Annotated in this window: 17 protein-coding genes; 7 read left to right on the forward strand and 10 right to left on the reverse strand. The window is 68.5% G+C overall.

The window, feature by feature from the left end:
* Positions 1-26 precede the first annotated feature (26 nt).
* Positions 27-1,097, reverse strand: coding sequence for an MBL fold metallo-hydrolase (locus VGI12_01155; protein ID HEY2431250.1), 1,071 nt, complete (start codon positions 1,095-1,097; stop codon positions 27-29).
* A 19-nt stretch (positions 1,098-1,116) separates the two neighbouring features.
* Here VGI12_01155 and VGI12_01160 point away from each other — a divergent pair, with 19 nt between their 5' ends.
* On the forward strand, positions 1,117-2,448 hold the full coding sequence (locus tag VGI12_01160) for an alpha/beta fold hydrolase (GenBank protein HEY2431251.1): 1,332 nt from the start codon (positions 1,117-1,119) through the stop codon (positions 2,446-2,448).
* Between the two features lie 23 nt (positions 2,449-2,471).
* Here VGI12_01160 and arfB read toward each other — a convergent pair whose 3' ends face one another.
* From arfB to VGI12_01180, 4 genes are read right to left on the reverse strand one after another with little or no spacing between them, the layout of a single operon-like run.
* Positions 2,472-2,894 carry an alternative ribosome rescue aminoacyl-tRNA hydrolase ArfB gene (arfB, locus tag VGI12_01165; GenBank protein ID HEY2431252.1) on the reverse strand — a complete coding sequence of 141 codons (423 nt, stop codon included), beginning with the start codon at positions 2,892-2,894 and terminating at the stop codon, positions 2,472-2,474.
* 15 nt (positions 2,895-2,909) lie between these two features.
* Positions 2,910-3,830 carry an SMP-30/gluconolactonase/LRE family protein gene (locus VGI12_01170; protein ID HEY2431253.1) on the reverse strand — a complete coding sequence of 307 codons (921 nt, stop codon included), beginning with the start codon at positions 3,828-3,830 and terminating at the stop codon, positions 2,910-2,912.
* Between the two features lie 41 nt (positions 3,831-3,871).
* On the reverse strand, positions 3,872-6,529 hold the full coding sequence (gene ppc, locus VGI12_01175; protein HEY2431254.1) for a phosphoenolpyruvate carboxylase: 2,658 nt from the start codon (positions 6,527-6,529) through the stop codon (positions 3,872-3,874).
* Entirely contained in the window at positions 6,526-7,383 is an 858-nt protein-coding gene (locus VGI12_01180) for an alpha/beta fold hydrolase (GenBank protein ID HEY2431255.1), read from the reverse strand. Before VGI12_01180 ends, ppc begins: the two co-directional genes overlap by 4 nt.
* A gap of 88 nt (positions 7,384-7,471) precedes the next feature.
* Between VGI12_01180 and VGI12_01185 the strand changes: the two genes are divergently transcribed.
* Both VGI12_01185 and VGI12_01190 read left to right on the forward strand, forming a co-directional pair.
* Positions 7,472-10,927 carry a PDZ domain-containing protein gene (locus VGI12_01185; GenBank protein HEY2431256.1) on the forward strand — a complete coding sequence of 1,152 codons (3,456 nt, stop codon included), beginning with the start codon at positions 7,472-7,474 and terminating at the stop codon, positions 10,925-10,927.
* On the forward strand, positions 10,917-13,493 hold the full coding sequence (locus VGI12_01190) for a protein kinase (protein ID HEY2431257.1): 2,577 nt from the start codon (positions 10,917-10,919) through the stop codon (positions 13,491-13,493). Before VGI12_01185 ends, VGI12_01190 begins: the two co-directional genes overlap by 11 nt.
* A gap of 15 nt (positions 13,494-13,508) precedes the next feature.
* Here VGI12_01190 and VGI12_01195 read toward each other — a convergent pair whose 3' ends face one another.
* Positions 13,509-13,883 (reverse strand): DoxX family protein, encoded by a 375-nt coding sequence (locus tag VGI12_01195; GenBank protein ID HEY2431258.1) that lies wholly within the window; start codon positions 13,881-13,883, stop codon positions 13,509-13,511.
* A gap of 72 nt (positions 13,884-13,955) precedes the next feature.
* Between VGI12_01195 and VGI12_01200 the strand changes: the two genes are divergently transcribed.
* Positions 13,956-14,834, forward strand: coding sequence for an EamA family transporter (locus VGI12_01200; GenBank protein HEY2431259.1), 879 nt, complete (start codon positions 13,956-13,958; stop codon positions 14,832-14,834).
* A 41-nt stretch (positions 14,835-14,875) separates the two neighbouring features.
* Here the strand turns inward: VGI12_01200 and VGI12_01205 are convergent, their stop codons facing one another.
* Together VGI12_01205 and VGI12_01210 are read right to left on the reverse strand one after the other, a co-directional pair.
* Positions 14,876-15,223 (reverse strand): hypothetical protein, encoded by a 348-nt coding sequence (locus VGI12_01205; GenBank protein ID HEY2431260.1) that lies wholly within the window; start codon positions 15,221-15,223, stop codon positions 14,876-14,878.
* Positions 15,223-15,552, reverse strand: coding sequence for a helix-turn-helix transcriptional regulator (locus VGI12_01210; protein ID HEY2431261.1), 330 nt, complete (start codon positions 15,550-15,552; stop codon positions 15,223-15,225). Before VGI12_01210 ends, VGI12_01205 begins: the two co-directional genes overlap by 1 nt.
* A gap of 71 nt (positions 15,553-15,623) precedes the next feature.
* Between VGI12_01210 and VGI12_01215 the strand changes: the two genes are divergently transcribed.
* The gene (locus tag VGI12_01215; GenBank protein ID HEY2431262.1) at positions 15,624-18,104 is read left to right on the forward strand and encodes an ABC transporter permease; all 2,481 of its coding nucleotides are present in this window, start codon (positions 15,624-15,626) and stop codon (positions 18,102-18,104) included.
* Between the two features lie 7 nt (positions 18,105-18,111).
* On the opposite strand, the gene VGI12_01220 is transcribed toward VGI12_01215, so the two are convergent.
* Together VGI12_01220 and VGI12_01225 are read right to left on the reverse strand one after the other, a co-directional pair.
* Positions 18,112-20,613 (reverse strand): ABC transporter permease, encoded by a 2,502-nt coding sequence (locus tag VGI12_01220; protein ID HEY2431263.1) that lies wholly within the window; start codon positions 20,611-20,613, stop codon positions 18,112-18,114.
* Positions 20,614-20,663: 50 nt separating this feature from the next.
* Positions 20,664-21,674 carry a hypothetical protein gene (locus VGI12_01225; protein HEY2431264.1) on the reverse strand — a complete coding sequence of 337 codons (1,011 nt, stop codon included), beginning with the start codon at positions 21,672-21,674 and terminating at the stop codon, positions 20,664-20,666.
* Positions 21,675-21,733: 59 nt separating this feature from the next.
* Here VGI12_01225 and VGI12_01230 point away from each other — a divergent pair, with 59 nt between their 5' ends.
* Positions 21,734-24,820, forward strand: a complete 3,087-nt coding sequence (locus tag VGI12_01230; GenBank protein HEY2431265.1) for a PSD1 and planctomycete cytochrome C domain-containing protein — start codon at positions 21,734-21,736, stop codon at positions 24,818-24,820.
* A gap of 27 nt (positions 24,821-24,847) precedes the next feature.
* Positions 24,848-26,281, forward strand: coding sequence for a DUF1501 domain-containing protein (locus VGI12_01235; GenBank protein HEY2431266.1), 1,434 nt, complete (start codon positions 24,848-24,850; stop codon positions 26,279-26,281).

Raw genomic sequence — 26,281 nt, forward strand, 5'->3', positions numbered from 1 at the left:
TGCGACGCGCGTTTAGGGGGCCGGCGCTACTTCGGCGGAATCGCCGCGATTGCGTCGGTCAGCGGCCCGCGCAGCTCGTCGTAGACGCGGTGCAGCGTCCAGTCGACGAAGTACACCTTGAACTGTTCGTTCAGCTTCGGATCGTCTTTGGTGATCGCAACCATACGATCGTGCAGGCGGGGGAAGATCTCCTCCTTTGCCTGATCGGGGTCGAGGCCGCGTGCCTGCGCGTCCCGGCCCTCCTTCAGCAGCTCGCGCAACCCGTCGATGGTCGCGTGCAAGAGTGCCTTGTCGCGCAGCGGCTCGCCGTGGCCGGGGACGATGACCACGGGGTCGAGCGCGTCGAGCCGCTCCAGCGTCTTCAGCCAGCCGGATGGATACGAGCTCAGGCCGAAGGTGATCGGATTGACCAGCAGATCGCCGCTGACGACGATCCGGTCGTCGGGCAGGTACAGGAAGGTGTCGCCGGGAGTGATCGCGCGATCCTCGTGCAGGACCTGGACGCGGCGGCCGCCGAGATCGAGGTCCAGCCGCGTCGTATAGGTCGTGTCGGGCAGGACGAGACGTGCGTTCTCCTTCTGCTCGAGGAAGAAGCGGTCTTCCGCGGCGAGCGGCGCCAGCGTCGCATCCGTCTGCGCGCGCTTCTCGAGCGAGGCGACGTAGTCGGGCAACTGCTGTTCGAGTCCGGGGCGGTTGAATTCGATCGCCGGCCCTGCCATCAGGGTCTTGGTCTTCTCGTGCGCGATCACTTTCACGCCCGGAAACGCGGCCGTGTAGGTCTCGGTGCCGTACCAATGGTCCCAGTGCCAGTGCGAGTTGACGACGTAGCGGATCGGCTTCGGCGTGAGCTTCCGGATCTCGGCGAGCACGCGTGCCGCCGCTGCCGGCGTGCCGTTGGTGTCGAACACGAGCACGGCGTCGCGGCCGACGATCGCGACCGAGTTGCCGTCGAGGCCGACGTCACCGTACGGCTTCGACACGAACGCATGGACACCCGTCGCGACGTCGATGCGCTGCGGCGCCGGGCGGACATAGTCGGCGCGCGGCAGCGCCGCCGCGCCGGTGATGAGCAGGATCCCGATCGATGGCCGTCGCATGCGCCTTTATAATTCAGGGATGCCGCTGCTCGTCACGCTTCTGCTGGCGTTGGTCACAAACCTCGACGCCCAGGCGCCGGCGGCGCTGTCCGACGCCGACTACACGGCGCACGCGGCGGCGGTGCTCGCCTCGATCGCCTCGAAGAACTACGCCGGCGTCGAAGCGCAGTTCGACGACCGGATGAAGGCCGCGCTGCCGCCGGGACGCTTCGGCGCCGGCTGGGATTCCCTGCTCATGCAGGCAGGCGCGCTCAAGCAGTGCGGCAGTCACGTGCGGGTGCGCGCGATCGACGACAAGCACATGGTCATCCAGACCTGCGAGTTCGAGAAAGCCAAGCTCGATTTCCAGATCGCCTTCGATCCCGCCAATCGGATTTCGGGCCTGGCGTTCCGTCCGGCGGCCGCCGCGGCCGCCCCCTATTCGCCGCCGCCGTACGCGACGCCATCGTCGTACGGGTCGAGCGACGTTACGGTCGGGTCCGGCGAATGGGCGCTGCCAGGGACGCTGACGCTGCCCAACGGGGCAGGGCCGTTTCCCGGCATCGTGCTGGTGCACGGATCGGGGGCGAACGATCGTGATGAAACGGTCGGGGCGAACCGGCCGTTTGCCGATCTGGCCGCCGGCCTCGCCTCACGCGGCATCGCCGTGCTGCGCTACGACAAACGGACGCGCGTCTACGGCCCGAAGATGGCGGCGCTGAAATCGTGGACGGTCAAGGAGGAGGTCGTCGACGACGCGCTCGCGGCGGCGGCGGTGCTGCGCGCGACCCCCCGCGTCGATCCCGCGCGCGTCTACGTGCTCGGACACAGCCTCGGCGGCATGCTGATCCCGCGCATCGCCTCCGCCGATCCCAAACTGGCCGGCCTCATCGTCATGGCCGGCGCCGCGCGGCCGCTCGAGAACGCCCTCGTCGAGCAGACGAAGTACCTGGCGGAGGCCGACGGCACTGTGACGCCAGACGAACAGAAGCAGATCGACGCCACGTCGATGGTCGCGGACCGGATTCGCGCGCTGACCCCGGCGGATGCCGCGGCCGGCCAGTACGTGTTGAACGCGCCGGCGTCGTACTGGGTAGACCTGAAAGGCTTCGACGCGCCCACCGCCGCGAAGACGCTCGGGCAGCCGTTCCTTGTCCTGCAGGGAGAGCGCGACTACCAGGTGACGATGAACGACTTCGCGCGCTGGAAAGCGGCGCTCGCCGGCCGATCGAACGTCGTCTTCCATTCGTATCCGGCGCTGAACCACCTCTTCCTGCCCGGCACCGGCAAGAGCCTGCCGGCCGAGTACGAACAGCCTTCGCACGTCGACCAGGCGGTCGTCGACGACATCGCCGCCTGGATCAAGCGGTAGCGCGGGGCGCGGCTCGCGCTGCGCTAGTCCTCGTCGCGGAAGCGTCCGCGCGTGCGTTTGGCGTCCCCACGGCGTTTCTTGACGTCGACGCGCCGCTGCTTCGCCGCGCGCGACGGCTTCGTCTTGCGACGCCGCTTCGGCCGAACCAGGGCGCGGCGAATCAGGTCGACCAGCCGTGCACGCGCCTCGTCGCGGTTCTGGGACTGGGTCCGGTGCTCGCGGGCATCGATCACGATGATGCCCGCGTCGGTCACGCGAGAGCCGGACAGGGTCCGCAGACGATCGCGAACCTCGCCGCTCAGTCCCGATCGCGACGGATCGAAGCGGAGCTGGACCGCCGTCGCAACCTTGTTGACGTTCTGGCCGCCCGGGCCCGACGCGCGGACGAACCGCTCCTCGAGCGCGTCTTCAGGGATCAGGATGTCGGGCGTCACCACCAGCGGCATGTCAGCTCACCGGCTCTACTGCGGTCCGACGCCCGTGACGCGCGTCTTCACGGCGTAGAGCCCGGTCCGCGCCGTGATGAAGAGCGTCCGGTGATCGCTGCCGGCGAAGGCGACGTTGGCCGGCGCCTGCTCCACTGGGATGCTCTCGATCTCCGTGCCGCTCTTGCCGAAGACGTGGACCGCCCGGCCTGACGTCAGGTAGACGTTCCCCTCGGAATCGATCGTCATGCCGTCGGATCCCATGTCGCAGAACGGCCGCTTGTTGGCCAGGGTGCCGTCGGCGGCGATGTCGTAGACGAACGTCTTGCGGCCGCGGATGTCCGACACGTAGAGCGTGCGGCCGTCCGGCGTGCCGATGATGCCGTTGGGCTGCTGCATGTCGTCGATGATGCGCGTCATTTTCTTGGTCGCCCGCGAATAGACGTAGACGGTTTCCGGACTCTCTTTCGGTCCGCGGTTCCACCACTTGCGGGCGTAGTACGGATCGGTGAAATAGATCAGGCCGGTCTTCGGATTGACCCAGACGTCGTTGGGTCCGTTGAGCAGCTTGCCTTCGTAGGTGTTGAACAGCGGCGTCACCGTCTTCGTCGCCGGATCGATCGACCACATCTCGTTCTTCTCGTCGGCGCAGGCGATCAGCTGGCCGTGCTCGTCGAACGTCATGCCGTTGCTGTAGCCGCTGGGCTGCATGAAGGTGGTCAGCTTGCCGGCCGTGTCGTACTCCATGATCCGGTTGTTGTCCTGATCGACGAAAAACAGATTGCCCCGATCGTCCGACGCCGGACCTTCGGTGAAGATGAAGTCGCCGGCGATCTTGTCGACGGTCGCGCCTGGCGCGAGCACGCTCGGGGCGCCTGCCTGTGGCGCGGCGGTGAACACGGCCCGGGCGGGAACAAGGGAACCGGCGGCGAGCAGGAGGAGAACGGCGCGTTTCATGAACGCACTATAGCGCGTGACGCCGCGCGTCGCGCCCGTGGCTATCCGACGTTTCGCATGCCGGCGGCGATGCCGTTGACCGTCACCAGAAAAGCCCGCCACAGGTTGTCGTCGACGCCGCGGCCGCCGCGCAGGTGCGTGAGGAGCGCGATCTGGACGAAGTTGATCGGATCGACGTAGGGGTTGCGGACGTCGATCGACCGGCGCAGCACCGGATTGTCTTCGAGCAGCACGCGCGCCCCGAGCGCGTCGAGGACCGCCTCCCGGGCCCGCATGAGCCGGGCGCGCAGGTCGGTGCCGACGTCGCGCAGCTCCGGCGGCACCAGCGCGCGATCGTAGGCGTCGGCGATCCCCGGCTCCGCCTCGGCGAGCGCCATCTCGATCAGGCGCAGCGTGGCGTTGAAGAACGGCCACTCGCGCGCCATCCGCCGCACCAGATCCTGTTCGCCGCGCGCCGCGGCGGCGTCGAGCGCCTCGCCGGTGCCGAGCCACGACGGCAGCAGCAGCCGCGTCTGCGTCCAGGCGAAGACCCACGGAATGGCGCGCAGCGATTCGACGCCGCCGCGGCTGCCGCGCCGGGCCGGCCGGCTGCCGATCGGCGCGCGCGCGATCTCCTGCTCCGGCGTGGCGCTGTGAAAGTAGGCGAGAAATCGCGGGTCGTCGTAGACGGTGCGCCGGTAGACGGCGTGCGCGTCGCCCGCCAGCCGTTCCATCGCGCCCCGCCATGCTTCGGGGACGGCTGCCGGCGCTTCGAGCGAGGCGCGCAGCACCGAGGTCACGTAGACCTCGAGCGTGCGCAGCGCGATCTCCGGCAGCCCGAACTGTTCCTCGATCATCTCCCCCTGCACGGTCACCCGCAGCCGCCCGTTGATCGATCCCGGCGGCTGCGATCGCATCGCCAGCGGGATCGGTCCGCCGCCGCGGCCGATGCTGCCGCCGCGACCGTGGAACAGCGTCAGCTCGACACCCGCGTCGCGCGCCGCGGCGACCACCGCCTCCTGCGCCTTGTACAGATGCCAGTTCGCGGCGAGCCGCCCGCCGTCCTTGGCGGAGTCGGAGTACCCGATCATCACCTCGCTGGGGGGCTGCACCCCGCCGGACCCCGCCGCACCGTCGCCGGCGGAGATCCCGCCGACGCGCAGCGATCGTGGCTCGCTCGCGGCGCCGGTTCGCGGCGTCCAGAGGGCCCGCATCGTCTCACCGGCCTGCTCGAGCGTCGCGACTTCCTCGAAGAGCGGGACGACGCGCAAGGACGAGCCGTGGGCCTGCTGCAGGTACTCGACGGCCAGTACGTCGGACGGCGTCCGGGCCATCGAAATGACGTAGGCACCCAGCGAGTCGCGCGGGATTTCGGCGATCGCGCGGAAGGTGGCGAGCGCCTCGTCGACGTCGGGGCCGGCGTCGAGATCGCGGGGCACCGGCGTGCGCTCACGCATCGCGTGGCGGAGGAACTGCTGCCGCGCGTCCTCGCTCCATTCGGTGTAGCGTCCAAGCCCGAGGCGGCCGGTTAGCGCGTCCAGTACCTGCGCGTGGCGTTCCGCGTGCTGGCGGATGTCGAGGCGGACGAGCGAGGTGCCGAAGGCGGCGATCCGGCGGAGCACGTCGGTGAGACGCCCGTCGGCGAGCAGGGGCTGCCCGGTCTCGATGAGCGACCGGTGGCAGAGCTCCAGCGCGTCGCGCAGCTCGCGGGCGCCAACGTGATGATCGGGTTCGCGCAGCCGGCGCGCCAGGTGGCGCATGACCGCGCGGTACGGTTCGCGGGCGCCGCCGGTCGCGTCGCGCAGCTCGGCGGTCGCCGCCGTGATCGGCAGCTCGCCGGCCAGCGCGTCGAGTTCCCGCGCGTAGAGCGACGCGGCGAGCGCGCGCGCGGCGGCGCAGGCCTCGCGCGTGACCTCGGCGGTGATCGCCGGGTTGCCGTCGCGATCGCCGCCGATCCACGAGCCGAACACGATCGGCGCGGCGGCCAGCGGCAGGCGCGCGCCGGTCGCTTCGAGGAGGGCGCGGTCCATGGCGCGGAGGCAGCGCGGCAGCGCGTCCCACAGCGTCTGCTCGAAGATGTAGAGGCCGCTGCGGACTTCGTCGAGCGGCCGCGGCTTCTGACGCCGCACGTCCTCCGTGCCCCACATCGCGAGAATCTCGCGGCGAAGCCCGGCTTCGACCTCCTCGCGCTCGAACGCGCTGAGGTCGCCGCGATCGTGGCGCTCGAGCGCCGCCGCGACGCGGGCGTGGGCGGCGGCGAGCGTGCGGCGGGTGATCGTCGTCGGATGCGCGGTGACGACCAGCGCGATCTGCATCCGGCCCGCGGCGGCGTGCAGATCCTCGGGCGACGCGCCTGCCTCGAGGATCTTCGGAAAGATCTGCTGACAGGATCCGCGCTGGCCCCGCGACGCGTCCTCGCGCTGATAGTCGCGCCGCCGCCGCACGCGGTGGTGCTGCTCGGCGATGTTGGCGAGCGCCAGGAAGTGCGCGAAGGCGCGCGCCACCGGCACCGCCATCTCGAGCGGCAGGTCGCGCAGCGGCTTCTCGAGCCGCCCGACGTCCTGCGCGGCCTCCTGACGCGCCGCCTTGGCGGCCCGCCGGATCCGCTCCACCGTCTCGAACAGCGCGTCCCCCTCGCGCGCCCGGATCGTGTCGCCGAGCATGCCGCCGAGCATCGACACGTCTTCGCGCAGCCGCTGGTGAGGATCGGCGGGACTCACGGCAGGAGGCGCCGGCTGTGGAGGAACGAGGCGACGGCGGGGAAGAAGCGCGGGTCCTTCTCGCTGGCGTAGATGTGGCCGCCCGCCACTTCCACGAACTGCTTCGGCTGCGGCGCCGCCGCGAACAGCCGGCGGGCCTCGCCGATCGGCACCACGACGTCTTCGGGACTGTGCAGGAACAGGATCGGCGCGTGAATGGCGCCGACCCGCAGGATCGACTCGAAGGGATTCCGGATGATCAACCGTACAGGAAACATCGGGTACCGCTGCTGGCCGATGGCGACGATCGAGGCGGGCGCTCCCTCGAGGACCACCGCGGCGGCGTCGACATGCGACGCCAGCGTGACCGCGACCGCCGAGCCGAGCGACCAGCCGTAGATCACGATGTGCTGCGGATCGACGTGCCGGCGGGTGCGCAGGTAGTCGTACCAGTGCGCGGCGTCTTCGGCGAGCCCCGGCTCGGTCGGCGTGCCGGCGAGGCCGCCGAAGCCGCGATACTCGGGCGCCAGCACGTTGACGCCGAGGGCGCGCAACCGCTCGTAGTGCAGCACGTTCATACGGCTGGCGAGGGTGCTGTCGTTGCCGTGCAGATAGACCACCCACACCGCGGCGCCGGGCGACACCGCCGGCATCAGCCACGCCCTGCCGGTGGGCCGGCCGCCGGTGGCTGCCGGCGGCTCCTCGAGCTGTTCGTAGGGCTGCGCCGGCCGCCGCGCGTCGAACGGCGCATCGGCGCGGAACACGAGCCGCGTCTCGTTGGCGATCAGCCAGCCGATCGTGGCGGCGTAGGCGACGACCACCAGCGTCAGCACGCCTGCGATCGCGCGTCTCCACGTCAGCCCTGAGCGGTCCATTGCTGGGGAAAGATGGTACCATCCACGCGCTCCGGCGCGAACCGCGGCTCTTCCGGGGCCTTGGCGAGGTGAAATTGGAGACAAGAGCATGAAGAACTCGTCGCTCGCCGCGGTGTGCGCCGCGGGCACGCTGATCGTGTCCGCACTGAGCAGCCGGCCGGCGGCCAACGGCGCGCCGACCAAGCTGCTGCGGATGCCGACGGTCAGCGCGACGCAGATCGCCTTCGCCTACGCCAACAACATCTGGACAGTGGATCGGGCTGGCGGCGCCGCGCGCCGCCTGACCAGCTTCCAGGGGCAGACCACCAACCCGCACTTCTCGCCAGACGGCCGCTGGATCGCCTTCAGCGGCGAGTACGCCGGCAACGTCGACGTCTACGTCGTCGCGGCCGACGGCGGCGAGCCGAAGCGGCTGACCTGGCACCCGGGCGCCGACGCGGTGCAGGGCTGGACGCCAGACGGGAAATCGATCGTCTTCGCGTCGAGCCGTGCCACTGCCGCGCCGACCGGCGCACCGCGCTTCTGGACGGTGCCGGCCGACGGCGGCATTGAGGAGCCGATGGCGCTGCCGCGCGGCTACCAGGGAAAGATCTCGTCCGACGGCACGCACATCGCGTATCGCATGAACAACTCCTGGGACGAGGAGCGCCGCAACTACCGCGGCGGCCAGAACCGGCCGATCTGGATCGTCGACCTCAAGACCTACGAGCTCGTCTCGCCGCCGTGGACCAACTCGAAGGACATCGACCCGGTCTGGGTCGGCGACGCCGTCTACTTCCTCTCGGATCGCGACGGCGTGTCGAACGTGTGGAGCTTCGACACCAGGGCGAAGACGCTCGCGCAGGCGACGAAGTTCACCGACTTCGACGTCAAGACGCTGGATGCGAGCGGCAGCACCGTGGTCTTCGAGCAGGCGGGGCAGATCCACGAACTGGACGCGAAGAGCGGCAAGGAGAAGATCGTCCCGATTACCGCCGCCGGAGATTTTCCGTGGATGATGCCGCGTTGGGAGGACGTGACGGCGCGGATGACCAGCATCGCGCTGTCGCCGACCGGCAAGCGGATCGTCGTCGAATCGCGCGGCGAGATTTTCACGATCCCCGTCGAAAAAGGGGACGTCCGCAACCTGTCGCACTCGAGCGGATCGGCCGAGCGCGATCCGGCCTGGTCGCCCGACGGCAAGTACGTGTCGTACTTCAGCGACAAGTCCGGCGAGTACAAGCTGATCATCGAGCCGCAGGACGGCCTCGGCACGCCGCGCGAGATTCCGCTCGAAGGGAAATTTCACTACTACACGCCGTCGTGGTCGCCCGACTCGAAGCGCCTGCTCTATACCGACACCAACCTGAGCGTGTGGGTGCTCGACGTCGCCAGCGGCGAGGGACGGATCGTCGGCCGCGATCCGTGGATGGTGCCGCAGCGCACCGAGAATCCCTCGTGGAGTCCCGACTCCAAGTACGTCGCCTATGCGGCCCACCTCAACACGCTCTACAAGGCGATCTTCATCAGCAACGTCGAGACGGGTGAATCGAAGCAGGTGACCGACGGCCTGGCGGACGCGACCTGGCCAGTCTGGGACGCGAGCGGCAAGTACGTGTGGTTCCTGGCCTCGACCGACTTCGGCCTGCGGTCGCAGTGGCTCGACATGACGTCCTACGACCACAACGAGAACTTCGGGCTGTACCTCGCGGTGCTGAAGAAGGGGGAGCCGAGCCCGCTCCTGCCTGAGAGCGACGAAGACACCGGCGTCACCTTCGCGCCAGGACGCGGTACGCCTGAGGCCCCGGGCGGCCGCGGCCGTGGCGGACGCGGTGCGGCCGCGGACCAGGCGGGCGACTCCGCCCCGCGTGGCGACGCGGCGGCGTCGCAGGAGCAGCCGGACCGCGCGCCGCGCGTCCCGGTAACCGTCCAGATCGATTTCGACGGCCTGTCGCAGCGCATCGTCGCGATTCCCAACGTGCCGGTGCGCGACTACGACAAGCTGCTGCCCGGCGTTGCCGGCACCGTCTTCTACGAGCAGGCCGCGGCGGCCGGCGAAGACGATGGCGGCGGGAGAGGCGGCGCGGCGGGCGGCAACGCCGTCATCCGCTACCGCCTCAGCGATCGCCGTGCTGCGACGTTCGTCACCAGCGCGGCCGATTACGCGGTCAGCGCCGACGGGCGCAAGCTGCTGTATCGGACCGGCGGCGGCGGCCGCGGCGGCGGCCGCGGTCCGGCTGGCGGCGCCACCGGTCCGGGACTGTTTCTCGTCGACGCGGATCGCAATCCGCCGGCGGCAGGACAGGGGCGCGTCAACGCGACGCTGCGGATGTATCTCGAGCCGAAGGACGAGTTCAGGCAGATCTTCGACGAGGGTTGGCGCAACCAGCGCGACTATCTCTACGTGCCGAACATGCACGGCACCGACTGGGCGAAGGACAGGGAGATGTACGGCCAGTTCCTGCCGTACGTGAATCACCGCGCCGATCTCAACTACCTGCTCGACATGATGGGCGCCGAGATTTCGATCGGCCACTCGTACGTCCGCGGTGGCGACATGCCCGACGTGCCGCCGTCGATTGGCGGCCTGCTCGGCGCCGACTTCACCGTCGACAGCGGCCGCTACAAGATCGCGCGCATCTACGACACCGAGAGCTGGAATCCGGATCTGCGCGCGCCGCTCGCCGCGCCGGGCGTCGACGTCAAGGTCGGCGACTTCGTGGTCGCCGTCAACGGCATCGAGCTCAAGGCGCCCGACAACATCTACCGCCTGCTCGACGGCACGGCGAACCGTCAGACGGTGCTGGCGATCAACAGCCGTCCGGCGATGGAGGGGGCCAGACAGGTGACGGTGATCCCGGTCGCCAACGAGCAGACGCTGCGCACGCGCGCCTGGGTCGAGGCGAACCGGCGGCTCGTCGACAAGCTGTCGAACGGCCAGCTCGCCTACGTGTATCTGCCCAACACCGGCCAGCCCGGCTACACCAGCATGAATCGCTACTACTTCTCGCAGCAGGACAAGAAGGGAGCGATCGTCGACGAACGCTACAACGGCGGCGGCTCGGCGGCGGACTACATCATCGACGTGCTGCAGCGCGATTTCGACGGCTACTTCAACAACGTTGCCGGCGATCGCGTGCCGTTCACGAGCCCGGCGGCCGGGATCTGGGGACCCAAGGTGATGATCATCAACGAAATGGCCGGCTCCGGCGGCGACCTGATGCCCTACATGTTCCGGCACCGCAAGGTCGGCCTGCTGGTCGGCAAACGCACCTGGGGCGGCCTCGTCCATACCGCCGACACGCCGACGTTCATCGACGGCGGCTCGATGATCGCGCCGCGCGGCGGCTTCTTCGATCGCGACGGCAAGTGGGCGGTCGAAAACGAGGGCGTCGCTCCCGACGTCGACGTGGAGAACTGGCCGAAGGACGTGATCGCCGGCCACGACCCCCAGCTCGAGCGCGCCGTGCAGGAAGGGCTGCGCATGTTGAAGGAGAAGCCGGTCGAGCGATTGATGAAGGAGCCGGCGCCGCCGACGCCGGGAAAGCGCAAGGTTGGCGGCTGATTTCGGCCTGACGCCCGGCACACGCTTCGGCGCCTACGAGATCCTCGCTCCCGTCGGCGCCGGCGGGATGGGCGAGGTGCATCGCGCCCGCGATACGCGCCTTCAGCGCGACGTCGCGATCAAGATCCTGTCGGCGTCCTTTGCCGGCGATCCGGCGCGTCGTGCGCGTTTCGAGCGCGAGGCTCAGGCGATCGCCGCGCTCTCGCATCCCAACATCCTGGCGATCTACGACACCGGTCTCCACGACGGTCAGATCTACCTCGTGATGGAACTGCTCCACGGCGAGACCTTGCGCGATCGGCTGCGCGGCGGGGCATTACCACCGCGGAAGGCCGTGGAGATCGGGGTGCAGGTCGCTCGGGGTCTGGCCGCCGCGCATGCCAATGGCATCGTGCACCGCGACCTCAAGCCCGAGAACCTGTTTCTCTTGGCCGACGGACAGGTCAAGATTCTCGATTTCGGTCTCGCGAGCGCGGCGGCCGGCACTGCCGAAAGCGCCACCCAGACGGTGCGCATCGTCACCGATCCCGGCACCGTCATGGGCACGGTCGGCTACATGGCGCCGGAACAGATTCGTGGACAGACGGTGGATCAGCGCGCGGATCTGTTCGCGCTGGGCGCGGTCCTCTACGAAATGCTCTCGGGCCAGCGCGCGTTCAAGCGCGAGACGCCGGCCGAGACGATGACGGCGATTCTCAACGAGGATCCGCCCGAGCTGGCCGCGACGCGAAGCGACCTGCCGGCGGCCGTCGAGCGCATCCTTCGGCACGCGCTCGAAAAAAACGTCAACGAGCGCTTTCAGACGGCCCGCGACGTCGCGTTTGCGCTCGAGGCGCTCTCCGGGTCGTCGCCGGGAACGGCGTCGGGTGTCGCGCCGGTCGCCGCCGTTCGCCGATCGGCGCGCTGGCCGAAGATTACGGCCGCCGCCCTCGTCCTCGTCGCCATCGCCGGTATCGCGGGCTATCGGCTTGGACACAGCGGCAGCACGTCGCCTCTTGTGTTCGAGCGCAAGACCTTCGAACCGCTGTTCCTGACCAACGCGCGGTTCATGCCCGACGGCGCGATCGCGTATAGCGCAGCGAGGACGGGCACCGCGCCGGAGCTGTTTGTCCTGCGCCAGGGCTCCGTCGTTCCACAACCGCTCGGCCTGAGCGATACCCACCTCCTCTCGGTGTCGAGCAAAGGCGAACTCGCCATCCTGACGGGCGCGGTGCTGCAGAAGCATCGCGTGTTCGACGGCACGCTCGCGCGTCTCTCAGTCGGCGGCGCGCCGCGGTCGTGGATCGAACACGTCAACGACGCCGACTGGTCGCCGGACGGATCGGCGATCGCCGTGATCCAGACGCTGGACGATGGGCCAAGCCGTCTGGAGTACCCGGCCGGCACGCGGCTCTACGAAGCCAACGGCTACCTCAGCGACATTCGCGTGTCGCCCGACGGCACCCGGGTCGCATTCTTCGAGCATCGTTTTCGCTACGACGACCGCGGGTCGGTCAAGGTGGTCGACAGGTCGAAGAAGATCCTGTCGCTCACCGGCGAGTACTGGGGTGTCGAGGGCCTGGCCTGGACGACTGACGGATCGGCGCTGGTCTATGGCGCCGCGGCCGGCCAGACGCCTGCGGGTCTTGAAATCTACATCGTGCCGGCCTCGGGAGGCGGTGCGCCGAGGATTGCCGCGCACACCATGGCGTCGGCCGAAGTGTACGACGTCGCGGGCGACGGAAGCTGGCTGATCGCAGGCGTCGAAGACCGCACCAGCGTGCGAGCGAAGCTGCCGGGGGAGGCACGGGAGCGCGACCTCTCGTGGCTGGACCATTCGTATGGCGTGTCGCTGTCGCACGACGGGCGTCTGCTCGCATTCGGCGACGAAAACTGGAGCGCCGGACCCGACTACGCCACGTCGCTGCGTACGACCGACGGCGCGCCGGCCGTCCGCCTCGGTCCCGGCAACGCGATGGAACTGTCACCGGACGGCAAATGGGTCGCCGCCGCCATATTCTCGACCGATCGCCTCGTGGTCTATCCGACCGGCGCCGGCACGCCCCGTACACTCGATGTCAAACCGAGCGTCTTTCACTTCGACGGCTGGTTCCCCGACAGCGCGAGCGTCCTCCTCTGCGGAGGCGAGTCCGGTGCCAAGGGCCGCTGCTATCGACAGCCGATCGCCGGCGGCGCGATGACCGCGATCGCGTCCGAGGGGAGCCAGGGCGCCGTCCTGCCCGATGGCCGGGTCGCGATAGCGAGCGAGCACGGGTCCTTCATTCAGGACCCGGACGGCCGCGCCGCGCCGATCGCGATAAAGGCTCTCGATCCTGGGGATGAGTTCGTGGCGTTCGCATCCGACAGCGCGTCGGCCTTCTTCTATCAGCGCAAACAGGTCCCGACACGGCTCTATCGGGTGAGCCTGATATCAGGCGCGCGGACGCCGATTCTGGAGATCGGCCCGCAGGACCAGACGGGCGTCATCTACATGCTCGTCAACTCAGTCATTGCCGATGGCAAGGGCTATCTCTACACGGTCTATCGCAGCAACTCGACGCTCTTCGTCCTGACGGGCGCCCGCTGAGACGTCCTCCTGAGCTCACGCTGCGGGAGACACCGGCCACGGTTCCGGGTGGCTCGCCGCGATCATCGCGGCGCCGGCCAGCGCGACGTTCTTCATGAAATTGATCATGTCGGCCTGGCGTGCCTGCGGGTTCTCCACATTCCAGAAGGCGTGCATGGTCGGCGTCACGCCGGCGAGAAACGTCGTAATCAATGCCGAGCCGAGCTTCGGCTTGTAGCCCGTCAGCAGGCTGAAGCCGCCAACCGCCAACAGGACGCCGCTGCCCTGGACCGCGAGCTTCGCGGCCGGTATGCCCTTGGCCTCTGCGTAGCCGGCCATCTGATCGGCGTGCAGCAGGTGATTGATGCCGTTGTAGAGAAAGAAGCCGCCGAAGATGACTCGACCGATCATCAAGGGAATCGTCTCAGCCTTTTCGTGATTGGACATTTTCTGTTCTCCCAGGTCATCGCATAATCACGACGCGTGCCGCCTGCGAACCGTTCAGCTCGGGTACCCGCCTACCTCGCGCTGCTGGCGGCGATCGCCGGCATCGCCTGGTCGGCGATCCTCGTCCGCTGGGCGGGTGTGCCGGGCGCGGTCTCCGCGTTCTACCGCGTACTGGTGGCGGGCGTCGTGCTGCTGCCGTGGAGGCTGATGCGTGGCCCCACCCGGCCGATCGCCTCCCGCGCCGCGGTCATCGCGGTGTTCGGGGGCGTGTTCTTCGCGCTCGACATCGCGCTGTGGAATACCTCGGTCATGCACACCGGCGCCGCGGTCGCGTCGATCCTCGGCAACAACACGCCGATCTTCGTCGGCATCCTCACCTGGCTGGTGCTGCGCCGGCGTCCGCGCGCCGCGTTCTGGATCGGGCTGTCGCTCTCGGTCGTCGGCTGCCTGTTGATCATGGTCGGCCCCGTGCACGCCGGCTCGGCGCCGATCACGGTGTTCGGCAACCTCATGGCGATCGCCGCCAGCTTCTTTTTCGCCGGCTACCTGGTGACGACCGAGCGGGTCCGCCGCGAGATGGACACGCTGACCTTCAACGCGCTGGCGATTGCCGGCAGCATCCTGACCATGCTGATCGTGTGCGTCGCGATGCGCTTCCCGCTGACCGGCTATCCGCCGCGCGCCTGGCTGGCGCTCGTCGCGCTCGGCCTCGTCTCGCAGCTCGCGTCGTACTACGCGCTCGTCTACGCACTCGGCCACCTGCCGGCGACGCTGACGTCGGTGGGACTGCTGGCGCAGGTCCCGTCGACCGCGTTCCTCGCCTGGCTCCTGCTCGGCGAGCCGCTGACGCCACTGCAGCTCGCCGGCGGCGCGGTCGTACTGGCTGGTATCGTCGTGGTCAATCGCGGCCGGTGAGCCGCGCCGCGGTCGTGTCTCGTCTCAGGCGGGGTCAGACCTCAGAACCCGGCCGCGCGCATCAGCGAACCGACCAGCAGCTCGACGCCGAGGACGAGCGTCGCCACCGACGCGACGAACAGGGCCGCCCGAAGCAGCGTCAGCGGGGCGCCGTCGCGGAACGCGGTGCGGCCGTCGAGGGCCAGGCCGGCGACGACCTCGTGCACGGGCGGCGCCACGAACCAGCCGCGCAGCCGCTGCGCCGACAGGCCGGCGGCGATCGCGGCGCACTCACCGGCCAGCCACAGCGAACGGGATCGGCCCCGCAAACGACGGCACTCCGCTTCCTCGAGGAGATCGCCGAGGATCGCCTCACGGTCGATGGCGGGGATGAAGCGGGCGAACAGCATCACGCGTTGTCCAGCACGGTTTCGTAGTCGCGCCACAGCGACAAGAACATCTCGCGCGATTCGCGCAGCGCCTTGAGGCCGGCCGGCTTCAGCTTGAAGAACCGCTTGGCACGGCCGCCCCGCTCCGGCGTGCTCTCGCCGAGCTTCGACGTCAGGAGACCCTTCTGCTCGAGCCGTTTCAGCGCGACGTAGACGGTCGCGCGGGACACCTCGCGTCCACTGCTGGCGCACACTTCGTCCAGAATGGGAATGCCGTAAGCCTCCGGGCCCAGCCGCAGGATGGCCAGGAGCACCAGATGCTCGATGTCACCGAGGTCGACGCGCGTCATCTTCTTTCGCAACCATTTTACGGCCGTTGTCGTCAAATAGTTGCGTTTCGATATTAATCGCAGCCCATCCCATGCGCTACGCCCTCCGCACGCTGCTCAAGAGCCCGGCCTATGCCGCGGTCACGATCCTGACGCTCGCCCTCGGGATCGGCGCCAATACCGCCATTTTCAGCGTCGTCAACGGCGTGATGCTGAAGCCGCTGCCGTACCCCAGGCCGGACCGCCTGATGCTCCTGACGAGCACCTTCCCGAATCTCGGGTTCGACCGCTTCTGGATTTCGCTGCCGGAGTGGGCGGAGTTCAAGGAGCGCAACAGGTCGTTCAAGGACGTCGGCGCCTACCGTGACGGCTCCGTCAACCTCGGCACGCCGGAACAGCCGCGGCGCGTCAACAGCATGGTCGTCACGCCCGAATTGATCGACGTGCTCGGCGTGCCGTCGCTGCGCGGCCGTACGTTCAACGCCAACGACTCGGCCCCCGGGGCCGAGGGCGTCGCCATCCTGTCCTACGCCGCCTGGAAGAGCAACTTCGGCGGCGAGGAGAGCGTCGTCGGCCGGGTCGTCCAGATCGACGGCGCCCCGACCCGCGTCGTCGGCATCATGCCGTCCGGCTACGACATCCACGACGAGCGCGTCGAGGTGATCCTGCCGCTGACGATCGACCCGACGACCTTTGCGAACCGCCGCGGCAGCCACTTCCTCTACATGATTGGCCGGCTCAAGGACGGCGTCAGCGCCGGCCAGGCACAAGCCGACCTCGATTCGATGATTACGCAGTGGCGCGGGCTGAGCGGCAATAAGCATTCGCCGACCCCCGGCACCCTGCCGCCGGGCGTCACCACGGGTGTGCCGTTCGTGCACCTCATCCAGATGCATCCGATGAAGTCCGACATGGTCGGCAGCATCGCCACCGCGCTCTGGGTGCTGCAGGGAGCGGTCGGCTTCGTCCTGCTCATCGCCTGCGCCAATCTCGCCAACCTGATCCTCGCGCGGGCGGAGTCGCGGCAGAAGGAATTCGCGATCCGTTCGGCGCTCGGCGCCGGACGCGGCCGCCTGCTGCAGCAGTTCCTCACCGAGGGCGTCGTCCTCGCATTGATCGGCGGCGCCCTCGGCGCCGGGTTGGGCTACGCCGGGGTCCGCGGGTTGCTCGCCGCGAATGCCGACAGCATTCCGCGCGCGCTCGAGATTTCGCTCGACTGGAAAGTGTTGGTGTTCACCCTGGTAGTGTCGATCGTCACCGGCCTGGTGTTCGGGATGGCGCCGCTGCTGCACCTACGCGAGCAGGTCGTGTCGCTCACCCTCAAGGAGGGCGGTCAACGCGCCACCGCCGGTTCGGCCCGCGCCCGCGTGCGCAGCGGCCTGGTGATGGCCGAAGTCGCGCTCGCAGTGGTGCTCGTCGTCGGCGCCGGCCTGCTGGTGCGCAGCTTCCAGAAGCTGATGACCGTTGATGCCGGCTTCAATCGCGACCGGCTGACGACGTTCGGCATCGTGCTGCCGCCGTCCACCTACAAGAAGGCGGAGGATCGGCTTGCCTTCTTCAACCGCCTGCAGGATCGACTGCGCGAGTACCCCGGCGTGACCGCCGTGGCCTCCATGTCGGGATTGCCGCCGAACCGGCCGGTCAACGCCAACGACACGGACTTCGACGACTACACGGCGCAGCAGGGGCAGCCGGCCGAGAACGTCGACTACTACCAGGCCGTCAGCCTCGAATACCTGAAGACGATGGGGATTCCGATCGTCAAGGGACGCGGCTTCGACACGGCGGACGTCAACGGCGCGCCGGTGCTGCTCGTCAACGAGACGCTGGAAAAGACGTTCTATACGTTCCGCGGCCTCGAGGCGGTCGGCCACCGCGTCAACGTCTTCACCGGCCAGGGGCCGAAGGGGATCACGCAGTTCACGATCACCGGCGTCGTCCGCGACGTGAAGCAGGGCGGCATGGCGAGCAAGACCGGCACCGAGCTCTATTTTCTCAACGAGCAGGGGCCGCGGCTCACGGGCTTCGCACCGACCAGCATGAACGTCGTGATTCGTTCGGTCGTGCCAGAGGGGGCGCTGGCGCAGGAGATTCAGCGGTCCGTGCGCGCGCAGGACCCGACGCTGCCCATCGTCAAGCTGCGGACGATGGACGAGGTATTCGCCGATGCCGCGTCGCGGCCGCGCTTCCTCGCCGAACTGCTCGCGATCTTCGCCGGCCTGGCGCTGGCGCTGGCTGCGATCGGCACCTACGGGATTCTGTCTTACTCGGTGAGCGAGCGGACGCGCGAGATCGGCATCCACATGGCGCTCGGCGCGACGCGCGGCAGCGTGCTCGGGATGATTCTCGGGCAGGGACTGCGTCTCACCATCGTCGGCCTGGTGACCGGGCTCGTCGCCTCGTTCGGCCTGACGCGTCTGCTGCAGGCACAGCTCTTCAACGTCAAGCCGACCGACCCGGCGACCCTGACCGGCGTCGCCGTCTTCATCGCGATCGTGGCGTTCATCGCCTGCTACGTGCCGGCGCAGCGGGCGACGCGCGTCGACCCGATGGTGACGCTGCGCGAGTCGTAGCGTCCCGCTACTCGTATCGCAGCGCGCGCATCGGATCGATGAGCGAGGCGCGGCGCGCCGGCACGAAGCCGGCGGCGAGGGCGACCATCGTCAGCAGCGCGGCCGAGATGGCCAGCACCGCCGGATCCCATGCCTTCAATTCGAACAGGATCGAGCCGGCGCTGTAGCCGACGCCGACGGCGCCAGCGAGCCCGATGAGACCGCCGATCAGGGTCATCCACGCCACCTGCCGCAGCACCATCGTGCGGACGCGGCCGGGGCCGGCGCCGAGCGCCATGCGCAGCCCGATCTCGCGGGTCCGCTGCGACACCGTGTAGGCGAGCACGCCGTAGAGGCCGACCGCCGCCAGCAGCGTCGCCAGCCCGGCGAAGAGCGACGACAGCGTCGTCATCATCCGGTCGAGGAACGTGTTGTCGCGCACCTGCTGGGTGAGCGTCTTCAGGTTTTCCATAGGCAGGTTCGGATCGAGGCGCTTGACCGCGGCGGTGACCGCGGCCGCGAACGTCGCGGGATCGGCCGACGTGCGCACGTAGATCGAGGCCGATCCCATGGCCTGGTCCTGGCGATACGGCTTGAAGAACAGCGGCGGAATCTTGCGCTTCACCTCGCTGTACTTGGCGTTCTGCGCGATGCCGACGATCAGCGTGTCGAGCTTGCTGCGATAGCCCTGCCCAGAGCCCATCATCTTGCCGACGGCGTCGCGCCCGAGGCCGAACTTCCTGGCGAACTCCTCATTGACGATGGCGACCTGTTGCGCGCCGCGCACGTCGGCGTCGGTGAACTCGCGGCCGGCCATCATCGGGATTCCCATGGCCGAAAAATAGCCCGGCCCGACTTCGTTGAAGCGGGAGTTGCTGTCGGTATCGGGACCGGCGTCGAATCCCTGCACGGCGACGTCGTTGCCCCAGTTGCTGCCCGAGAGGACCGGTACCGTCGAGAGCGTGACGGCGGTGACGCCGGGCAGCGTCCGCACTTCCTCCTCGACGCGCTGGAAGAAGAGGCGCGTGCGCTCGGTCGTGTAGCCGCTCAGCCGCGGCGACAGGCTGAAGGCGACCACGTTGTCGATCTTGATGCCGAGATCGACGCGGCTCACCTGGATCAGGCTCTTGACGAAGAATCCCGAGGCCGCGAGCAGCAGCATCGATAGCGCGATCTGCGTGGTCGCCAGCGCGAGGCGGAAGCGCGCCGCCCCTTTCGCGCCGGACGGCTGCCCGGCCTGCCCCTTCAGCGTCGAGACGAGATCGGGCCGCGTGCTGTGCAGCGCCGGGAAGAGCCCGAACAGGAGTCCGGTGCCGATGGTCAGCAGGCCGGCGAACGCGATCGCGCGTCCGCTGAGCGTGAACGCCATCGTCTGCGCCACTTCAGCCGGCATCAGCGCGAGGATCAGAGCCAGCGTGCCCTTGGCGACGAAGAGGCCGGCGACGCCGCCGAGCAGCGCCAGCAGCAGCGACTCAATCAGGAGCTGGCCGATCAACCGGCTGCGGCTCGCGCCGATCGACAGCCGCACCGCCATCTCGCCGGCGCGCGCCGCCGAGCGCGCCAGTAGCAGGTTGGCGATGTTGGCGCAGGCGATCAGCAGGACGAAGCCGGTGACGCCGAGCAGCAGGTAGAGCGGGGTCGAGGCCTCGCGGCGCACGCTGCTCTGGCCGAGGCCGCCGGGTTCGACGAGCACGTGCTTGGCCCTGAACTTCGTCATCGTCGCGTCGCTCATGCCTTTCTGCAGCGGCGCCTCGACGTCGTTGACGATCGCGTGGTACTGCGCGTCGAGCGTCTGGCGCGCCCCCTCGACGGCGGCGCCGGGCCGCATGCGCGCGAAGAGATAGAGCGAATAGTTGGAGCGGTTGTCCCAGGCACGCCAGCCCGGGTGCATCGCGCTCCGCAGCGTGATCGGCACGAAGACGGCCGGCCGGGCGCCGAGCGTCGTCCCGTCGAAGCCGCGCGCCGCGACGCCGACGATGGTGAGCGTCTGGCCGTTGACGATCATCGTCTGGTTGAGCACGTTCGGATCGCCGCCGAACTTCGACGTCCAGTAGTCGTGGCTCAGGACCGCGACCGGCGCCTCGCCGACCAGGCGATCGTCGTTCGAATCGAACAGCCGCCCGAGAGCAGGTCGTGTCTGCAGCACCTGGAAGTAATTCCCCGAGACCATCAGTCCTTCGCCGTTGAGCGTCTGGCCCGCGAACGACATGTTGGCGTCGAAGAGCAGATGCGCCGCGACGCCGGTGAACACCGTTTGCACCTTCTGCAGATCGCGAAACATCGCGTAGCTGAAGACCGTGTCGCAATCGCCTGCCTGCCCGCAGTTCTGCGAGCCGGGTTTGGGGCCCGGCGCCGAGAGGTTGACGAGCTCGGCCGGGCGCGGCACCGGCAGCGACTCGACCAGCATCTGGTTGAAGCAGGAGTAGATGGCCGCGTTGGCGCCGATGCCGAGCGCCAGCGAGACGATGGCGATGGCGGTCACGAACGGAGTCTTGAAGAGCGTCCGCAGGGCGTACTTGAGGGAGGACATGGCCTGTTGGACGAGACCACGGGTCCCGAAGTTTACCGGCGCCGGCGGTGCTATTCCGGGAGCGTCGCCAGAATCCGCTTGGGATCGATGCGCCAGACCGTGCCCCCGCGAAGGTTGGTCAGCCATACCCAGCCGCCGCCGGCCCGTATCGAGTCCCCCCCGTCGCCGAAGAACTGCTGTGCGACCTTGTTGGTGGACGGATCGATCCTGGTGATCGGGTACTCGAAAACCGTGGCCCAGACGGAGCCTTCGCCCGCCGAGATTTCGCCGCCGCCGCCGGGGATGCCCGCCTCGATCGTCGCGGCCACCTTGTTCGTGTTCATGTCGACGCGCGTGATCGATCCGTCCCCCTGGTTGAGCGTCCAGACGGCGCCCTCGCCGACGGTGAGGAAGCGCGGCTTCGGGCCGACCGGGATGGTCTCCTCGATCACGTTGGTCTGCGCGTTGACGCGCGTCAGCAGGTTCTTCTCCGAGCTCGTCACCCACACGGCGTTGCCGCCGAACGCGACGGCATATGATCCCGGCGCGACATTGATCTCGGCGACGACCCTGTTCGTCGCCGGATCGACGCGTGCCAGCGTGCCCAGCTTGTCGGTCAGGATCCAGAAGCTGCCGGCGCCGGCGGCAACGCCCCCTTCGGAATCACCGATCGTCACCGGGAAGGTCGCCTGCGTCTTGCCGTCCTTCAGATCGAGCCGGCTGACCGTGGAGTCACCGCAGTTGGGCACCCAGAGCGTGCCGAACGCCGCCGCAAGCCCCGAGCAGGGGGCCTTGCCGACCGCAAACGTCGTGACGGTGTCGCTTGCCGGATCGAGCCGCGAGACGGTGTTCTTCGGTTCGTTCGACACCCAGAGATCCTTGTCGGCCGCCATCCAGTCGGGCGCGCCCGGCACCGCGTAGACGGCCGCCGGTTTCAGTTTCGTGATTGGGATGCGAACCCCCGGTGTCGCGACACCGGGACGCTTGGGCCGCGCCGGCGCGGCGGCCGGTTGGGCGGGCGTCTGGGCCAGTCCGAGCAACGGCGCGCAGAGGCAGGCAGCGAGAAACGGCAGTTTGCGCATGGCTTCAGGTGCGAACTGCGGCATAATAGCCCCTCTTTCCACCGGCACGCATGCACGTCATGACGAAAGCGCACGCGTCGATCGCGCTCGCCTTTAGCACCTTTGCCGCTGTCACCACGATCCGGATCGTCGCCCAGGTTCCCGCGGCGAAGGACATGGCACCGCTGCCGACGCCGGCGCAGGCCGAATTCTTCGAGGCGAACATCCGCCCCGTCCTCCTCGACACCTGCGGTGAGTGTCACACCGACGACGAGAAGGGGGACCTGCGCGTGGATTCGCGCGCCGCGCTCCTCAAGGGGGGCGAGCACGGTCCGGCGATCGTGCCGGGGGATCCCGACAAGAGCCTGCTGATTCAGACGATTCGGCGCGAGGGGGACGCGCCGAAGATGCCCAAGAAGAAGCCGAAGCTGCCCGATCAGACGATCGCGGCGTTCGCCGAATGGGTCCGGCAGGGCGCTCCGTGGCCGGCGGCCGCGCCGGCGGCTGGGATCGGCACCAACGCAGCGGCGGCGCCCGCTGCCAAGCCGCCGATGGTCATCACCGCCGAGAATCGCGCGTGGTGGTCGTTCAAGCCGCTGACCACGCCGGTACCGCCGGCGCCCGACGTGCGGAACGCGGAGTGGCCAAAGACCGACGTCGATCGCTTCGTGCTGGCGCGGCTCGAGCGCGAAGGGCTCGAACCGGTGCGGCCGGCCGGTCGGCGGACCCTGATCCGCCGCGCCACGTTCGACCTGACGGGGCTGCCACCGACGCCGGACGAGGTCGATGCCTTCGAGAAGGATACGTCGACGGACGCGTTCGCGAAGGTCGTCGATCGCCTGCTGGCCTCACCCCGCTACGGCGAAGCGTGGGGGCGCCACTGGCTCGACGTCGCCCGCTATGCCGAAGACGATCCGCGCAGCCTCGATCCGATGCGCCGCGGCTTCAACCCGTATCCCAACGCCTATCTGTATCGCGACTGGGTGGTCAAGGCGTTCAACGACGATCTGCCCTACGACCGTTTCGTGAAGGCGCAGCTCGCCGCCGACCAGTTCGACGATCCCGACCGCGTGCGCCACCTTGCGGCGCTCGGTTTCCTGGGGATCGGGCCGTGGTACTACGACAACGGATCCGTCGAAGTCACGCATGCCGACGAGCGTCACGACCGCGTTGATGTCGTGTCGCGCGGCTTCCTCGGGCTGACAGTCGCCTGCGCGCGCTGCCACGATCACAAGTACGACCCGATCCCGCAGCGCGACTATTACGCGCTCGCCGGCGTGTTCCTCAACAGCGAGTACCACGAGTATCCGCTCGCCCCGAAATCGGTGGTCGACGACTACAAGGCGCTCGAGAAGAAGAAGAAGAACAAGCAGGAGCTGCTCGACGACTTCACGGGCACCGAGAGCCGGCAGCTCGCCGAGACGCTGTCGCTGCAGTCGGCGAAGTACATGCTGGCGGCCTGGCGCGTGACCGGCGAGCCCAAAAACGAGGCCGGCGACGTCGCGTCCACCGGGAAGCTCGACTACGAGCTGCTCCAGCGCTGGATCCGGTTCCTCGCCAAGCCGCCCAAGTTCTATCCCTACCTGAAGAAGTGGCAGGAGATGGTGAAGGCGGGCGGCACTGAAGAGGAGGCCAAGGCGCTCGCCTCCGAGTTCCAGGATCTCGCCGTCGAGGTGATGTTCCAGGCGCGCGAGGTGAAAGACGAGAACGACATCATCCGCGCCAAGGCGCTGCCAGGCACCAGGAAGAAGGAGAAGGCCAACCTTCCGAATGAGTTCGTCACCAACGACGACTTCTGTCCGGGATGCGGCCTCGAGCTGAAGAGCCTCGACGGGGACCGCGCGTTTCTGTACGCCGACATGTTTCGCGACGACCTGGTCGACAGCGCCGATCCGGCGAACCTGAAGGAAGAGGACCGGCCGGGCCTGTTCGCGTTTCGCGGGCCGGGGCTCGATCGCTGGCTCGGCGCCGATCGCCGCCGCTACATCGACGAGCTGCGCGACGACATCAAGGCGATCGAGAAAGCGATGCCGCCGAAGTTCACCTACGTGCACGGCGTCGCCGACGCGGCCAAGCTGCAGACGATGAAGGTGGCGATCCGCGGCAATCCGTTCAAGCCGGGGGACGAAGTGACGCGGCACTTCCCGTCGGTGCTGGTCGACGGACCGCCGGCGGCGTTCTCGAAAGGGAGCGGGCGCCTCGAGCTGGCCACCGCCATCGCGGCGCAGCCGATCGCGGCGCGCGTGATCGTCAACCGGGTGTGGAAGTGGCATTTCGGCACCGGCCTGGTCAATTCACCGAGCAACTTCGGCAAGCTCGGCGACCCGCCGTCGAACCCGGAACTGCTCGAATACCTCGCCTCGTGGTTCGTCGAGCACGGCAGATCGCTGAAGCAGCTGCACCGGCTGCTGATGCTGAGCGCGGTCTACCAGTCGTCCGACGACGATTCGCCGGCGGCGTTCGCCAAGGACTCCGGCAACCGCTGGTACTGGCGCGCCAACCGCCGCCGCATGACCGCCGAAGAGCTCCGCGATGCGTCGCTGTTCTCGGCGGGCGCGCTCGATCTGAAGATGGGCGGACCGTCGGCGGATCTGACGCCGGCGTCGACCCGCCGGACCCTCTACGGCAAGGTGAGCCGCTACAAGCTCGATTCGTTCCTGCAGCTTTTCGACTTTCCGGCGCCGACGATCAGCGCCGAGCAGCGCTTCAGCACCAACGTGCCGCTGCAGCGGCTGTTCCTGATGAACAGCGACTTCATGCAGCAGCAGGCCGAACGCCTGGCCCGCCTGCTCGAGGCCGAACCCGACAACGCCGCGCGCATCCGCAAGGCGTATCGGACGCTCTTCGGGCGTGAGCCGCTGCCCGAAGAAGTCACCGCCGGGCTCGCCTATCTCTCGGCCGAACCGCTGCGATCCTACGAGGAGCGCAAGGCGGCGGACGACAAGAAGCAGGCGGCCGAGAAGAACGCCCCGCCCGACCAGAAGAAGCCGGCGCCGAAGAAGAAGGACGAGGCCGAGAAGATGGGCGAGGGCATGATGGCCGGAGTGATGGGTGCGGCCGGAAGCAGCAACGCCGAGGACGACAAGAAGCGGATGCTGCCGGTCACTCCCCTGGGCCGCTACCTCAAGGTGCTCCTGAGCTCGAACGAGTTTCTGTTCATCGACTAACTGCGGATTGCCAACAGCCAACTTTTCATGCACAAACTCCGCGCGCCGGTGACCCGCCGCCAGGCCCTCTGCACCATGGGCAACGGCTTCGGTCTGCTCGCGTTCGCCAGCCTGGTCGGGCGTTCGCTCGACCTCGCCGCGCAGACGCCGGGGCTCCATCATCCCGCCAGGGCCAAGCATGTCATCTTCCTGTTCATGAACGGCGGCCTGTCGCAGGTCGACAGCTTCGACCCGAAGCCGATGCTCGAGAAGTACAACGGCCAGCCGCTGCCGGGCGGTGCGGTGGCGACCGAACGGCGGACCGGCGGTTTGATGAAGTCGCCGTTCGCGTTCAAGCGGTACGGCAAGAGCGGGCTCGAGGTCAGCGAGCTGTTTCCGATGGTCGGCGAGCACGCCGACGACATCTGCGTGATCCGGTCGATGTACACCGACATCCCGAACCACGAGCCGTCGCTGCTGATGATGAACACCGGCCACACGCAGGTCGGCCGTCCGTCGATGGGGGCCTGGCTGACCTACGGGCTCGGCACCGACAACCACAACCTGCCCGGCTTCGTGGTCCTCTGTCCGGAGACGCCGACCACGGTCGGATCGCCGCTCTGGAGCAGCGCCTTCCTGCCGGCCGTGCACCAGGGCACCTTCATCCGCGACAAGGTGGAGAAGAAGGATCAGATCGTCGAGAAGGACTTCGACCCGAAGACGCTCGTCTCCTACGTCAGCAACGACAAGTTCACGCTCGACGAGCAGCGGCGCGAGATCGATCTGGCGGCCGCGCTCGACAAGCTGCGCGCCGACCGCGAGCACATCGCCGATCCGCAGCTCGAGGCCGCCATCAGCTCGATGGAGGTCGCTTACCGGATGCAGACCGAGGCGCCGGAGGTGTTCGACATCCGCAAGGAGAGCAAGGCGACGCTGGAGCTCTACGGCCCGGGCAGCACCGCGCGCAGCTGCCTGATGGCGGTGCGCCTCGTGCAGAAGGGGGTGCGGATGGTGCAGGTCTACTACTCGTCGGGCGATCCGTGGGACGCGCACGGCGATCTGTACTCGCAGCACCGCAAGCCGGCCTTCGACTCCGACCGTCCGTTCGCCGCCGTGATCAAGGATCTCAAGTCGCGCGGCCTGTTCGACGAGACGATCGTCGTGTGCGGTTCGGAGTTCGGCCGGACGCCGGTCGCCGAAATCGGCTCCGGCGGCGGCGGCTTCAATGCCGGCCGCGATCACAATCCGTTCGGCTTCTCGATGTGGCTCGCCGGCGGCGGATTCAAGGGCGGGACCGTCTACGGCGCGACCGACGACTTCGGCTTCAAGGCGATCGAGAAGCCGATGCACGTGCACGACCTGCACGCCACCATCCTGTATCTGCTGGGCATCGATCACACCAAGCTGACGTATCGTTACAGCGGCCGCGACTTCCGGTTGACCGACGTCGCCGGCACCGTCGTCAAGGAGATCCTCGCCTGA

This window comes from Vicinamibacterales bacterium (assembly GCA_036496585.1).
In the GTDB taxonomy this organism is placed as follows: domain Bacteria; phylum Acidobacteriota; class Vicinamibacteria; order Vicinamibacterales; family 2-12-FULL-66-21; genus JAICSD01.